The following is a 14770-nucleotide window of genomic DNA, read 5'->3' as shown; positions in this document are numbered from 1 at the left end:
GAGCTGGATGGGTTGAAGCGCAGGTTTACTCACAGATTCAATCTCTAGTCCCTAATAGAATGCTAAATTAACTGCTTTTTCTGGATTCTTGTAAAAACTCTCTATTTTTTTAAGCCTGAGTAGTTACCTTTTGAGAATATTAATCTGGTTGCAGAGTGGGGTTATCCGTTCCCGATCGATGAGAATGGTCTGTCCCAGCGTCAGTCGATCCAGGGGCCGGAATATATGCGCCTAATGCGGAAAAAAATCCGACGAGCCGGGGTAGAAATTTTAGACCATAGTCCAGCCTTGGAACTGCTAGTCGATGCAGAAGGCAGAGTTGCCGGAGCCTCTGGAATTCAACGCCAAACGGGAGAACAGTGGATTGTCAAAGCGGGAGCTGTGGTGATTGCGACGGGTGGATGCGCTTTTCTCAGCAAAGCCCTCGGTTGAAATGTGCTGACGGGAGATGGTTACTTGATGGCCGCAGAAGCGGGAGCAGAACTCTCGGGAATGGAGTTCTCGAATGCCTATGGACTTGCGCCTGCTTTCTCTTCCGTAACCAAGGGACGGTTCTACGCCTGGGCGAATTTCTACTACGAAGATGGAACGCCGATCGAAGGAGCGGGATCCCATCGCGGTCGCGGTATTATTGCCAAAACTTTGATGAGCCAACCCGTTTATGCTCGATTGGATCAAGAGGGCGTTACGGAAGAAGTCAAAACTTGGATGCGAAGAGCGCAACCGAATTTCTTCTTACCCTTCAATCGGATGGGCATTGATCCGTTTACGCAACTGTTTCCAGTAACGTTGCGCCTAGAAGGAACGGTGCGGGGAACGGGAGGATTGCGGATTGTGGATTCGACCTGTGCGACTTCCGTGCCAGGGCTGTATGCGTCTGGCGATGCTGCGACCCGAGAACTGATTTGTGGTGGATTCACCGGAGGTGGCAGCCACAACGCAGCTTGGGCAATTTCTTCAGGCCGTTGGGCAGGGGAAGCAGCGGCGGATTATGCTCGGAGCTTGGGAAATCGTGCGCATCAGCGATCGCTACAAGGATTAGGTCAAGCCGGACTGCGTGGGGAACGTAAGCAGAGCATTTCACCGGATGAAGTGGTGGAGGCAACTCAAGCGGAGGTGTTCCCCTACGATCGCAACTTCTTCCGCACGGAAGCAGTCCTGTCAGATTCGTTGGGACGTTTAGATACACTGTGGAAAGAGATCCGCAATAGTACGCCGCTGACCTCGAATCTTTTGCGATCGCGTGAAGCGGCTTCAATGGTTGCCACAGCTCGGTGGATGTACAACAGTGGATTACACCGTACCGAATCGCGCGGAATGCACAAGCGATCGGACTATCCCGAACAAGATCCCAAACAACAGCACTACGTGATTAGTGGTGGATTGGATCAGGTGTGGGTGAAGACTGCTGCGATCGAACCGTCTGCTGCCAATGTTGAGAAGGAGCTTGTTCTGCAATGATTGAACTTGTAAGCAGTTCTCGCTGCGTGGGTTGCAATTTGTGTGTGAATGCCTGTCCGACCAATGTCTTTGATGCCATACCGGATGCGCCTCCCAAAATTGCGCGGCAAAGCGATTGTCAAACTTGCTTTATGTGTGAGTTGTATTGTCCGGTCGATGCCCTCTATGTTTCACCGGAAGTGGATCCTTTAGCCTTTGTGGATGAAGCGGAACTCATTGCTTCTGGATTGCTCGGAAGTTATCGTCGCGATGTCGGTTGGTCGAAGGGACAAATGCCCCAGGCTCAAGAGGATATGTCGTTTCAGTTCAGTAAGATGAAACGCTAGTCCGAATCTCTATGACAATTTGATGCCCAATAAGCAGGTTGACACAAAATCTCGCGATTGTTTGTATGTAACAACGATCGCGAGATTTTTTAGGCTTTCTCATGATTCCATTGACTAGCGTATTCTGAACTATTATTAGATAATCAAATAGTTCGTTAAACGAAATATATTTTCATGCAGTACTACGAGCAACTAGGGGATCGAGTCAGCAAAACGCTTTATCAGCGCTTACCCGCCCTCAAATGGCGTAATTTTCGGTTGCTATTTGGAGGACAACTGCTGTCGATGTCGGGTACCTTTATGACCCAGCAGTTAACGATTCCCTGGTTGATGTATGACCTGACTAAATCTTCGTGGTTGCTGGGTTTAGCAGGATTTTTACAATTTCTGCCCACCCTGTTGTTAATCCCATTCTCAGGCGTATTGGCCGATCGCTGGAGTCGGCGGGATCTCCTAATGCTAGTTCAGATACTGGGCATTAGTGTATCGATGACGCTGACCGTTTTGACATTTCTAGATATGATTCGCTTTGAATCACTCTTGATTCTGAGCATCCTCAATGGTCTATTGAAGGGGTTAGATATGCCGGTGCGGCATACGATCGTGACTGAGACAGTCGATGAACGATCGGACTGGAGTAATGCAATTGCGCTCAATTCAGTCATGTTAAGTTCCTCACTGGTCTTGGGGCCTGCGATCGGTGGCATTCTCATTGCTAGCGTTGGGGTGAAGTTTTGCTTTCTCTACGACACATTGACCTATCTTGCTGCGATCGTGACCCTAAAGGCGATGGACCTGCCCGCGAAGGTAGAACCCCAGCAAACGAATCTCCAGGAAACCTGGCAGAAGTTACAGGAAGGCTGGGAATATGTCCACTCAATACGGCCCATTTGGGCTATCTTGTTACTCCTGGCTTTGAAGAGCATGATGGGTATGTCCCATATTGCCCTCATGCCAGTGGTGGCGGCTGAGGTCTTACAGGGAAATGCGAGTACGATGGCGGCCCTAGGCACTGCTGCCCCGGTTGGGTCTTTAGTGGCTTGCATTTATCTCAGTATGCGACGGGGAATTTTGGGCCTTGAGCGATTAGTTATGGTTGGCCAAGCGGCGATCGGTCTCAGCTTGATTGCCTTTGCCCTGTCCCGAGAGTTGAGTTTATCGTTGGTGCTATTGACGTTGGTGGGCGGATTCAGCATCCTGCAAATCACGAGTAGCAATACGATTATTCAAACCTTGGTGGCGGATGATAAACGGGGGCGTGTCATGAGTTTTTATGCATTGGCCATGGTAGGAATGATGCCCTTTGGAAATTTGATTGCAGGGAGTATGGCTCAAGCGATGACTGCACCGACGGCACTCATGATCTGTGGTGCTGCCTGCATCTTGGGCGCAATTTGGTTTTCTTCACAGATTTCCCAAATCACCGTGTGGATTAAGGCAGAATTAAATTTCCTGACGGCAAGGGCTAAGTAAAACTAGAGGAATAAGAGGGATGTTCCAGCCTATCTTGAAGCCTTAGTTCCCAAAGTATATTTGCAGTATTCTGCCCCATGATCAATTAAATCAATTGTTTTCTGGAAAATGTGCTAGGAGTTACCTGCATTTCGAATAGGACTACGTTAGACTGGCCTCAACGAGTCCACACAAGCTTTTCACGGAATACTTCTGCAATCGCTTTCTTGCTGGAAATGGTTTCTGATTGCAAAAAATTTTAGTTGTAAGAAGCATTAACTGAGCTATTGGCTGACATTGCTAGAGCAAAAACTCTGAATACATTGTTTTATTTAATTCTAGGAAGAGTGAAATAAAATTGTCTCAACAGTTTTGGAATCGATCTGGAGAGCAATGTTCTTAGTATTAAACGTTCTTAGTCTTAAATTACAGCAATTCAGGGTGGATGCATTAGGAATGCGTTGTCGATATGAAGTAACCGTGGACTCACTGCCATTACTCTAGCCACCATACAATTGAGAATTGGGAGAATTGGGTATGAGCGACAATCACATTTACAATCATATTCAAGTGAAGCCTACCTCTGGTTTTACAGGCGCAGAAATTGAGGGGATTGATCTGTCTGCGCAACTGAGTGATGAAGTCATCGGAGAAATCCGACAGGCGTTATTGCAATGGAAAGTGGTATTTTTCCGAAACCAACATCTTGATCATGCAGGGCAAATTGCCTTTACCTCTCGGTTTGGTGAAGTGACCTATGCTCACCCCCACGAAGATGAGCCGCCTGAAGGATTTGAGCAAATTCTGCCGATCGATCGTAGCCGCTTTGAACAGCGTTATGGATTGCGGCGCACCAGCTACGAAAACCAGTGGCATACGGATGTAACAGCAGCCGTCAATCCACCGGCGGGTTCAATTTTACGCGCCGTTAATGTGCCCGAAGTTGGAGGGGACACCACCTGGACGAACTTGGTTGCGGCCTATGAAGGATTATCAGCACCACTGCGGGAATTAGCAGATAACTTAAAAGCAGAGCATCGGTTTGGGGCTCGCTACAATATTCCGCCGACCAGCAAATTTGCTGAACGGATTGGCAAGAATCCCCTTGTCTCAATCCATCCAGTTGTCCGAGTGCATCCAGAAACTGGAGAACGCGCTTTATTCGTTAATCCTGGCTTTACAGCGCGGATTCTCGATGTCTCGCGCCAAGAAAGTGATCTCTTACTAGAGCTATTTTTCAATCAAATCACCAAACCCGCCTATACCACCCGCTTCCGTTGGAACAATGGCGATATTGCCTTTTGGGATAACCGTGCCACAGCGCACTTGGCTCCCCAAGATCTTGACCATATTGACGTAGAGCGTGTGCTCTACCGCACGACTATCACGGGTGATATTCCCGTTGGGCCGAATGGCTTCAAGTCGGAAGTTGTGGAAGGTGCAGTGTTCAATAGAAGCTTACCAAAAGCATTCCAGCAATCCGCTGAAAACCAAGCTGATCAGGCTGTGGCAGCACTCGTCTAGATAGTTTATTGTTCTAGATAGCCGATGCATCAAGCACCATCTTTCGACTAAGCCTGACTTAGGCGGATGGTGGTGCTACTTTGTCAAATTTCCATTTGAGATAAAAGTCAACGGTCGGAAAATACTGAATAATCCCATCTAGCCCTGCTGGCCTACCTTTGAGATACCCTTCAAGGTAGGTAGAATTCTCACTTTGGGGCAAGAGCCCAGCATCGCGATCGTGCTGACCTTGTTGGTATTGCTGTTGATTTAAAGCATTGAACATAGAGTCAAACATGATGTGCACCGAGTTAAGATTTATAGATATATCCTGCCTACTTTTACGATAGGCACTTGATTCAATAAAGGCAAATAGTCTTTTTGTTCAAATTGATAAATTAAAGTAATCAAAAATGCTTGCAATTCGGTGCAACCTGATTCAGTGGGCTAATCTATGCCTGGTGCGATTTTATTTGATCTAGACGGAACCTTGACGGATGCCAAACCCGGTATCGTCCGGTCTATTCAATATGCTCTATCGGAGATGGGATATGCAGTTCCTGATCCTGAAGCCCTAGGCTGGTGTGTAGGGCCACCATTACATCGGAGCTTTGCCCGATTACTGAATAGAGACGAGCCTGTAGAGGGGCATCATTGTGTTGAAGACAGCCTAATTCAGCAAGCGCTGACTTTATATCGTCAACGATATGCCACCTTAGGAATGTTTGAAAGTACTTTGTATCCTCAGGTTCCAGACACCCTCAAAGCTCTTCGAGTCGCAGGCTATCGTACATTTGTTGCAACCTCAAAACCGCAGGTTTATGCAAATCAGATTATTAGCTATTTTTCGATATCATCACTCTTCGATCGGGTTTATGGCAGTGAGTTCGATGGTACACGTAGTGAAAAAGGGGATTTGATTCGGTATATTCTCCAGACAGAAAATCTGTCAGCCACTACAACTGTCATGATTGGAGATCGGGAGCATGACATCATTGGCGCGAAACTCAATCAGGTGGCGGCGATTGGGGTAACCTATGGTTATGGTTCACTCCAAGAATTGCAAGCTCAAGGCGCAAATTGGATTGTAGCCTCACCGACAGAGCTTCTCCAATTGTTTGGCTTAAATTTAGTATGAATAGCGTTGACTACACCGTTATCTAGGAGAAACGGTACCATTACTAGCCAATGAACATTGATTGGTTGTTTCTGGTTCCCTCGATCGGGCTATAGCTCCTACTCAATAGAATACTCATAACTTAATTACAGTTCTTAATCACAGATTGAGATCTACTCAGCATCTCCACCACCCATACGATCGAGATCCTTAATCATCTCAGCAGATAGTTTCAACCTATCCTCTGGAGCGATCTTTGAAGTTGTGGGGGATTCACCTGATTTTTCGAGCGAATCTTGAGTCGTCATAACCGTTCCGGCAGCATTCGCTGATTTTGCTTCAGCCCCTGATAACCTTGCACTCGCAACTTGTACCGTTGAGGCGGGGAGAACCTGCTGCCAGTTCACATTGTTTTGCGGATCGATCGTGACTACGATCGTTTCTGGTACCTGAGTTTTCCCAATTTTTGGATTAACTGGATTTTTAGGCTGATTCCCAGTGGTCGCTTGCGCCATCTTTGCTACATCAGATGTCTCTGGACGTTCTGCTTGAGCCGTCTCCTGCGTACTTTTAGCTACCTTACATTCAAACCGATCTCCAGGTTTGACCGATCGGTACCCCTCACCACAATCAATCTTTAAAGATTGTCCTTCTCTCTGAAGGGTTTCTTGAAATAGTGATTCTAATTGAGCTAGGTTTAATAGCCCCTGGGTGTTGGAGACTTCCCAAGTGGTTGTACCTTGGCCATCAGTTTGTTTTATAGGGATTGCAAATAATTCTCCCGATTCGAGTTTTCCAACACATTCAAATCCTTTTTCTGCTAACAATTCAATGTTTTTAGGGCAGGTGACCGTCTTGAGTGAACTCCCTCCTTGTTGCGTAACCTGCTGTTGAATTTCTCCCTCTAGTTTGGTGGTATCCAACTTTTTGGTACAGCTAGATACCAAGATAGTAGTGATACCGAGCAAAATACCCCAAAAAACTCTACGACTTTTTTGATTCACCATACAAGGTTTAGCAATTGCGAGGATTTTCTTGAATCTCTTTGGGTTTATTCCCTGTCTCTTGAGGCGCAATACCAATCGGGGCTTACCCCATAGGTTCATCCTTTTGATTAATTGCATGCGATTAATTGCATGTAATTAATTGAATAAATCACAAAAATTTTTCCAAGTTTCTCACATAATTCAGCTAAAAGAAAGTTATTTATATACAGATTTATAGTTGTCTGGGATACAAAATTGAAATAATTTTCTGAAAATTAACGTAAGAGATCAGTATGCTTGAATCAATGCTAATCTGAATTATTCCAGTACTAAGAGGACGTTCACTTTTAAAATCTATTCACGCTACTTCTGATATGACTTGATGATAAGGTCTCCAAAATGCTAACTTCTGATTCTCCAACCACGATCGCGATCGTTGGAGCAGGCTTTAGTGGTTCTCTCGTCGCTGCCCATCTCCTGAAAACTGCAAATCGACCCTTGCTGATCAAGCTCATTGAGCGCAGTCACGAGGTCGGGAAAGGCGTGGCCTATAGTACCAATACGAATCGGCACCTACTGAATGTATCTGCTGGGAAAATGAGTGCCTTTCCCAATGCCCCTGGGCATTTGCTCCGCTGGCTTTACTATAATCGCAATGAATTAGCCGCATTTTTACCCGATGACCTAAACGCCAGCAGCTTCATTCCCCGCCCAATCTACGGCCTCTATATTCAATCTATTTTGGAGGAAGCTGAGGCTACTGCTGCGACCCAAGTCCGTCTGAAGCGTGTGATTGATGAAGTCATCGCCATAGAACCTACCATCCAAGGCGCGATCGTCTCTCTCCGTTATGGCGATAGTTTTAATGCTGATAGGGTCGTCTTGGCCTTGGGCAATGCAGTCACGCCTGCACCATCATTGCCAGCTTTGGGAAGTGCAGATTCGAGATGCACAGATTCGATCGACCTACGCCATGCCTGGTCAACCGATGCCTTAGCAGAACTCGACCCGGATGCCCCAATATTACTGATTGGGACTGGGTTAACAATGGTGGATATGGTGGTATCCCTCCACGAACGCCAACATCGTGGCAAAATTTATGCAGTCTCGCGCCGAGGGCTATTGCCGCTAGCCCATCAATCGACCAAACCCTATCCAACTTTCATCACCCAAGATAATGCTGCAAAAAGCATTCGCGGTCTATGGCAACAGGTTTGCGTCGAAATCACATCAGCCAAAACGCAGGATTACGATTGGCGATCGGTCATTGACTCTCTGCGTCCGATCACGCAACAACTTTGGCAACAATTGCCGCCGACAGAACAGCAACGCTTTTTGCGCCATGTCGTTCCCTATTGGGATGTGCATCGCCACCGCATTGCCCCGGAAATCGGTCAGCGGGTGCAAGCCATGCTGGATTCTGGGCAATTGACCATCGCAGCAGGTCGAATTCAGGACTATCAACGCAATCAGGATGGCATCGCAGTTACAATACGACCACGTTTCCAAACTAAGAATTGGATTTTGTCCGTTCAGCGGGTAGTGAATTGTACCGGGATTCAAACGGATTACCAACGATCGTTGCACCCCCTGATGATCAGTTTGCGTCAGCAGGGACTCATTGCCCCCAATCCCATGGGTTTAGGCTTAGAAACAGCGGATGACGGCGCAATACTAGACGCTCAGGGGCGATCCTCGCGCACCCTTTATACGTTAGGCACGCCACGCAAAGGAAATTTATGGGAAACGATAGCGGTTCCAGAGTTGCGAGAGCAGGCTCAGGCATTAGCCGCAACGGTTTTACAATCTCTCCCTGTACGTGTGCTTCCCGTTACACCTTATGTGTACGATGTGTACACGCCTATAGCAGAGCCAACCACTGCGGTGATTTCCAATCAAGCAGTAGCGACAACTTCAGCAAGACTCCCATCGACATTACTATCGACATTACTATTTCGCCAGTTCCTTGATCCAGAAACGAGTACCTACACTTACCTGATTGCCGACAGTCAAACTAAGGATGCAATTTTGGTCGATCCGGTTTTGGAACAAGTTGAGCGAGATTTAGAAACCCTCCATGATCTCGGGTTAAGTCTTCGCTACTGCTTGGAAACACATATTCACGCTGATCATATCACTGGAGCCGGAAGGCTACGACAGCAAACCGGGTGTCGCGTAATGGTCCCGCAAAACGCGACTGCTCAATCCGCAGATCACACTCTGGCCGATCGTGAGGTTTTGCTGGTGGGATCAATCCAAGTAGAAGCGATCGCTACACCGGGTCATACCCATAGCCATCTGGCTTATTTAGTCAATAATAACCATTTGTTAACGGGAGATGCTTTATTAATTCGGGGATGTGGGCGAACTGACCTGCAAGGAGGGGATGCCGGAAAACTCTATGATGCAGTCACGCAAAGACTATTCACCCTACCGGAGCCAACCCTAGTCTATCCCGGCCATGATTACAAAGGACGTTCAGTTTCGACGATCGGAGAAGAAAAGCGATTCAATCCAAGATTTGCCGATCGTAGCCGCGAACAATTCATTACAATCATGAGCCATTTAGGACTCAGTTATCCTAAAAAAATGAATGAAGCGATTCCAGCCAATGAGTCTTGTGGCGATTTTCTTTCCAACCACCAAGAGATCGATAGGACTGATCTTGCGATCGACTCCGATCATGAACAAGTAGAACTGACGCTATCAACCAATGCAGAGATCTACGAGAGTTATTTCGCCATGTATATTTAACTCACGGTATATCAGGAGTTTATCCCTAAAATCTTACTTTGTCCCTGGCTGTTGTTCAAAAACATCTCGCAGTAGAGTCAACCCCTCATCAATGGCCAAAATTTGTTCCTCTGTTAAGGAACTCAATAGATTCGCAATATATTTACGAGTCTGTTCACGATTCGCTTGGAGATGTTCCCGGCCAGCAGTCGTTAGCTTTAAGACCACCCGACGACGTTCTTCAGGATGATCACAACGATCGATGAATTGCCGTTGTACCAGCCTCTCAGTATTGGCAGAGGCTGTGGCTCGCGTTACTCCCAAATGTTCCGCTAATTCTGAAAGAGAAGCCCCTGGATTGCGATCGAGAAACGCGAGTGTACGAAACTGTGGTACCGATAGTTCCTCATAGGAACCTCGTGCACGCATATCCGCGCGGATAAAGCGCATCACCATTGGAACGGTTTCCATGACCTTGGCAGCACAGTTATTAGATACAGTTTTCTGAGCTGTTTTTCGCAATCCCATTGGCTAATAACGGTTCTAAAAACCCGTAAGAAGGTAGAGAAACTCCCAACCTATCCATAATTGGATCCGCCAATTTGTTAAATTAGGAGCTTACCTTATTGTCGTCGCAGAGGGATACTTTTGTGTAGGTATTCTTCTGGGTGCAGCCTTCTCGCTCGGAAAGTCGTTCTACCGGGAATCAGTGCCCTTAATAGACACCAAGATTCTGGAGGATACTAGGATTTAGCGGCTAGCCCAGACTATCTGCCTACATTCGGATACAGCCGCGCACAGATCACCGTCAACACCGCCACCGCAAAAAATAGGACTGCACAGTCCAACCCCAAGCCATAGGTGGTCTGACCGTTTGCCAGCATGACTCCCCGTAAAGCATCCACCTGATAGGTCAGCGGATTGAGGTGGGAGATAAACTGTAACCAGGGGGGCATGAGGCTGATGGGATAAATGGCATTGCTCGCGAAAAAGAGCGGCATGGTCATCAGTTGCCCCATCCCATTAAACCGTTCCCGCGACTTAACCAAGCAGGCAACAATCAGCGAAAAGATGGAAAAACAAGCGGCTCCCAGCAGAACGATTAAAATCACACCCGCGATCGCGAAGGGATGAAAATTCAACTTCACCCCCAACAGGAGCGAAAGGCCATAAATCACAATCACTTGGGATAGACTGCGAATCCCCGACGCCAAAGCCTTACCCAAAACCATCGCCGATCGGGGCGTGGGACTGACCAAAAACTTGTGAACAATCCCCAAGTCCCGTTCCCAAATAATAGTCATTCCGCCGTTAAAAATTGCCACAAATAGGACACTCTGGGCTAGGATTCCAGCGGCCATGAAATCCAAATAGGGTAAATTGCCCGTGGGGATGCCTCGCAGTCGGGTAAAGACTTGCCCAAAGATCAGTAACCAAAGGGTAGGTTGAGCAGCCCGTAGGAACAGATCACTGGGATCATGGCGCAGCTTCCGAATTTCCAGCTCATTAATCACCAGGGTTTTACGAACTAATTCCGCGATCGCCCGCCACCAAGTCTCTGGATGGCGTAAGGAAGGGTTAACCCAAGCGTTGTGCGGTTCGCCGAGTTCTTGAAGTTTCATGATAATTGACTCCTGAAGTCATTTGATTCCCGGTGTAGTGAATAAAAACGTCATCCAACGTGGCATTTGGCTGATCGAGGGATGCTTTCAAATCCGTTGGGGAACCCGTCACAATTACTTGCCCGCCATGCATGATCGCGACCCTTTGGCAGAGATGATCGGCTTCCTCCAGGAAGTGAGTGGTGAGAAAAATCGTTGTGCCATACTCCGCGCAGAGCTGGCGAACCAAGGCCCACACATAGCTACGAGCTAAGGGATCCAGTCCTACGGTAGGTTCATCCAGAAACAGCAACTTAGGACGATGCAAAATTGATTGCGCAACTTCTAAACGACGGATCATTCCCCCAGAATAGGTTCTAACTAAGCGATGGGCCGCGTCCTGTAGCCCCATAAAGGCCAACACATCATCAATGCGGTGTCGTTGCTGGGCGGTTGGAATATCGTACAACTTGGCAAAAATCAGCAGGTTTTCATAACCTGTTAGCGTGCCATCGGCGGAAAGGGCTTGAGGAACGTACCCAATTAACCGACGCACAGCTGATGCTTGGTGTACCACATCAAATCCGGCGATCGTTGCGCGACCTCTACTAGGTGGCAGTAACGTCGTGAGCATTTTAATGGCGGTACTTTTGCCTGCACCATTGGGGCCTAGCAAACCGAAGACTTCGCCAGGAGCAACTCTGATATTTAAATCATTGACGGCTGTTAAGGAGCCAAACTGGCGACTTAGGTTGTGAGTGGTCAAAATCGCCCCTGACAGGTGGTTATCCAAGGTTGTACTCTCCAAAGTTGTCGGTTCTGAGGCATCTTGCTTAAGCGATTGTCTGCGGTTGTTCATCCCTCTTGTTTATTAAGTCCTTGTCTATTGAGTCAATGTATCTTGGCTGTGGCGGAAAGTCAGATAGAAGGCGCTTGAGCTTTGAGCCAATCCCCGGCAACCAGTCATCATCAGAAAACTGCTGAAGCTAATTTACGTGACCTAAATTAAATGACTGTCAAAAATTAAATGACTGTCAAAAATTAAATGACTGGCAAGCTGTTGGAGCAGTGCCCAAGTTAGTTTCTATTAAGCTCCTAATCGACTCCTATATTTATTTGTAGCATATAGTTAGATATTCTAACTATACGATCAGCAGATAATTTGGTAACTCGATATACATGAGCTTGCAGATCATCTGTGCAAGACTGACACTATTCAATCTATTTGACTAACCTATTTGACTAAAAAAGCTTGTGGGTAATTGTGGGGATAGGCCAGTCAGCGGGCAATTAGTGGAATGGGAAGGTGGCTAGAATCCCACCTACACACATCTTGTTCTGCGTTGGCCCAGTGATAGCGGAATTAGCTACAGTACCCATTTTGCTGAAGATGGATCAGAATTATACGCTTCATTTTTGCAAGTTTTGCGCTCCTCTCCTTTGTAACGCCGATTGCCACCTATGACCTCAATTGCAGAGATGCCTTATCTCCAAGAAACATTGCTGAACCAGCGGTATGGGTATGCCCTAGACCTTGTGTTTGATGAGGCTTGGAATACGAGCCTTACTACTCTGTTGTCTCACTCTTCTGTGAGAGCCTATCTCAGTAAACCTTTACCTGTGGGAACCTTGGAGGTTCTCATTGCAGCAGCACAGTCCGCCGCAACGTCTTCTAACCTTCAGACTTGGAGTGTCATTGCAGTGGAAGATCCCGATCGCAAAGATCGGTTAGCCCAGCTCGCCAATGGTCAGGCCCATATTCGCCAAGTTCCCCTATTTTTAGTCTGGTTAGCGGATCTGGCTCGCCTCAATTCCATTGCTGAACAGCGAGGCTTACCCCATGAGGGATTAGACTACTTCGAAATGTTTTTAATGTCTGCGATCGATGCAAGCTTAGCGGCACAAAATGCGGCTATTGCGGCAGAATCCCTCGGGCTAGGAACTGTTTATATTGGTGCACTGCGCAATAGTGTTCAAGCAGTAGCTGACGAGCTTGGCCTTCCCCCTAAGGTGTTTCCTGTGTTTGGGCTATGTATTGGTTATCCCGATCCCAGCCAACCAACGGCCATTAAACCTCGCCTGCCTCAGTCCGTTGTGTTGCACCGAGAGCAATATAGTTTAGCCATCCAGGAATCTGCCATCAAAACCTACGATGAAATTATGCAGAAGTTTTACGCTGAACAGAATATGACCGCCCAAGGAGATTGGTCAGAACATTCGAGCGATCGAATTGCCACTGCCGACGCCCTCCGCAATCGCGCTCATTTACGAGACACCCTCAATGCTTTGGGTTTTAAACTCCGCTAACATCCTCTCTTAATCTTCTGACGTTTCCTATGACCCTTGGATTGCAACTCACCGTTCCATCAACCGTTCCACTGAGCATTCATCCCTCTTTTTCCACCGCTGATCAAAATACGATTCGTCGTCGTGGTGCTGGCCTACGGGCCTTCGATCACTACCGCCTATGTCCGGGTTATACCCTGTTTACCCCCGCTGGGTCGGCACAGGAGGTCTACTTAATTGATCTCAAAGGTCGGATGATTCAGGAATGGCAGCTTCCCTATCCGCCGATTTCCTGCGCCTCTCTCCTCCCCAATGGAAACCTTTTCTACAATGGGACCGTTAGGGCAGATAGAAACGTTGCAGCAGATGAGCTGCCAACCCCCAATTCCTCCGACTTGCAGGGGAGTCTAGGGGTGGAAAACAGTCGGTCTGAAGGGGTCGTTGCTGAAATCGATCGTAGGGGAAATGTTGTTTGGGAATATCGCCATCCCAATCATCACTATGATGCCTGTTGTTTACGCAACGGGAACTTTCTCATATTTTGCATTGAGAAATTACCACCTACCGTCAAGCTACCAAGCCAGGAGCAAGACACCTCCATCGCCGATGAAGCAATCTATGGGCATGTCCTGCACGAAGTCACACCGGAGGGGCATCGGGTCTGGAGTTGGTATGCCTATGAGCACCTTGATTCGGGCAGGGATTGGCTTCATAGTCACCAGGATTGTTTAGAATGGGTCGCTGGTAATTCTGTCCAGGAATTATCCGATGGCCATATTCTGATCAGCTCGGGTCAGCATTCTACGATGGCGATTATCGATCGCGCCACAGGTCAAGTGGTTTGGCAATTGGGGCAAGCAGTTTTGACCCACCAACAGCGCCCCCAGGAGCTACCCAATGGTCATTTCTTAATTCTTGATCATTGCATCCAAAACCAGTTTCCATTCCAGCATTATTCCCGGGTGATTGAAGTCGATCGCCTAACGCAAACCATTGTCTGGGAATATCACGATCGACGGCCCTCTTCCTTTTTTAGTCCTAATTTTGCTGGGGTTCAGCGCCTATCCAACGGCAATACACTCATTACGGAAGGAGATTGCGGTCGATTCTTTGAAATCACACCCGAGGGGGATATCGTTTGGGAGTATATTAACCCGCACTTTCACCCGCGATCGACGGCTGAAGGCGACCCACCCCACTCGGGAGATGAAGAGAATACCGTTTTTGGTGCCCTGCGCTATCTTCGGGAAGAAATTACTTGGTTATAACCTGGGCTGTTTGCACGAGGCGGTGTCTTAATGCTGC

The 14770-nt window shown here is 47.6% G+C and carries 12 protein-coding genes and 1 pseudogene; 8 read left to right on the top strand and 5 right to left on the bottom strand.

Translation table 11 applies throughout. The annotated features are described in order from the left end of the window. Positions 1-129 precede the first annotated feature (129 nt). The 4 genes and pseudogenes from H6G21_RS20665 to H6G21_RS20650 form a co-directional block, all read left to right on the top strand. Positions 130-1461: pseudogene (locus H6G21_RS20665) on the top strand (FAD-binding protein); the annotation flags it as partial. Continuing rightward, a complete protein-coding gene (locus H6G21_RS20660) occupies positions 1458-1787 on the top strand; it encodes a ferredoxin family protein (RefSeq protein ID WP_190575455.1) in 330 nt (109 codons plus the stop codon). The pseudogene H6G21_RS20665 and the gene H6G21_RS20660, both read left to right, overlap by 4 nt. 174 nt (positions 1788-1961) lie before the next feature. After that, the gene (locus H6G21_RS20655) at positions 1962-3260 is read left to right on the top strand and encodes an MFS transporter (protein WP_190575453.1); all 1299 of its coding nucleotides are present in this window, start codon (positions 1962-1964) and stop codon (positions 3258-3260) included. Between the two features lie 516 nt (positions 3261-3776). Next, positions 3777-4763, top strand: a complete 987-nt coding sequence (locus H6G21_RS20650; protein WP_190575451.1) for a TauD/TfdA family dioxygenase — start codon at positions 3777-3779, stop codon at positions 4761-4763. A 58-nt stretch (positions 4764-4821) separates the two neighbouring features. Here H6G21_RS20650 and H6G21_RS20645 read toward each other — a convergent pair whose 3' ends face one another. After that, positions 4822-5040: a hypothetical protein gene (locus tag H6G21_RS20645; RefSeq protein ID WP_242041973.1), complete on the bottom strand. Its 219-nt coding sequence runs from the start codon at positions 5038-5040 to the stop codon at positions 4822-4824. 156 nt (positions 5041-5196) lie between these two features. On the opposite strand from H6G21_RS20645, the gene H6G21_RS20640 reads away from it, so the two are divergent. After that, positions 5197-5880 (top strand): HAD family hydrolase, encoded by a 684-nt coding sequence (locus H6G21_RS20640; RefSeq protein WP_190575442.1) that lies wholly within the window; start codon positions 5197-5199, stop codon positions 5878-5880. Positions 5881-6032: 152 nt separating this feature from the next. Here the strand turns inward: H6G21_RS20640 and H6G21_RS20635 are convergent, their stop codons facing one another. Beyond that, complete coding sequence (locus H6G21_RS20635; RefSeq protein WP_190575440.1) at positions 6033-6983, bottom strand: DUF4333 domain-containing protein; 951 nt, start codon at positions 6981-6983, stop codon at positions 6033-6035. A 261-nt stretch (positions 6984-7244) separates the two neighbouring features. On the opposite strand from H6G21_RS20635, the gene H6G21_RS26355 reads away from it, so the two are divergent. After that, complete coding sequence (locus H6G21_RS26355; protein ID WP_190575438.1) at positions 7245-9599, top strand: FAD/NAD(P)-binding protein; 2355 nt, start codon at positions 7245-7247, stop codon at positions 9597-9599. Between the two features lie 33 nt (positions 9600-9632). On the opposite strand, the gene H6G21_RS20625 is transcribed toward H6G21_RS26355, so the two are convergent. From H6G21_RS20625 to H6G21_RS20615, 3 genes are all read right to left on the bottom strand, one after another. Continuing rightward, the gene (locus H6G21_RS20625; RefSeq protein ID WP_190575436.1) at positions 9633-10106 is read right to left on the bottom strand and encodes a MarR family transcriptional regulator; all 474 of its coding nucleotides are present in this window, start codon (positions 10104-10106) and stop codon (positions 9633-9635) included. Between the two features lie 239 nt (positions 10107-10345). Further along, a complete protein-coding gene (locus H6G21_RS20620) occupies positions 10346-11200 on the bottom strand; it encodes an ABC transporter permease (RefSeq protein ID WP_190575433.1) in 855 nt (284 codons plus the stop codon). Continuing rightward, positions 11157-12038 (bottom strand): ATP-binding cassette domain-containing protein, encoded by an 882-nt coding sequence (locus H6G21_RS20615; protein WP_190575431.1) that lies wholly within the window; start codon positions 12036-12038, stop codon positions 11157-11159. The genes H6G21_RS20620 and H6G21_RS20615 overlap by 44 nt, the downstream gene beginning before the upstream one ends. Positions 12039-12640: 602 nt before the next feature. Here H6G21_RS20615 and H6G21_RS20610 point away from each other — a divergent pair. After that, positions 12641-13486, top strand: coding sequence for an NADPH-dependent oxidoreductase (locus tag H6G21_RS20610; protein WP_190575429.1), 846 nt, complete (start codon positions 12641-12643; stop codon positions 13484-13486). A 29-nt stretch (positions 13487-13515) separates the two neighbouring features. Next, complete coding sequence (locus H6G21_RS20605) at positions 13516-14733, top strand: aryl-sulfate sulfotransferase (RefSeq protein WP_190575427.1); 1218 nt, start codon at positions 13516-13518, stop codon at positions 14731-14733. The last annotated feature ends 37 nt before the right edge of the window (positions 14734-14770 follow it).

The organism is Alkalinema sp. FACHB-956 (assembly GCF_014697025.1).
Lineage (GTDB): Bacteria > Cyanobacteriota > Cyanobacteriia > Leptolyngbyales > Leptolyngbyaceae > Alkalinema.
This window is presented reverse-complemented; position numbering and strand designations above follow the sequence as displayed.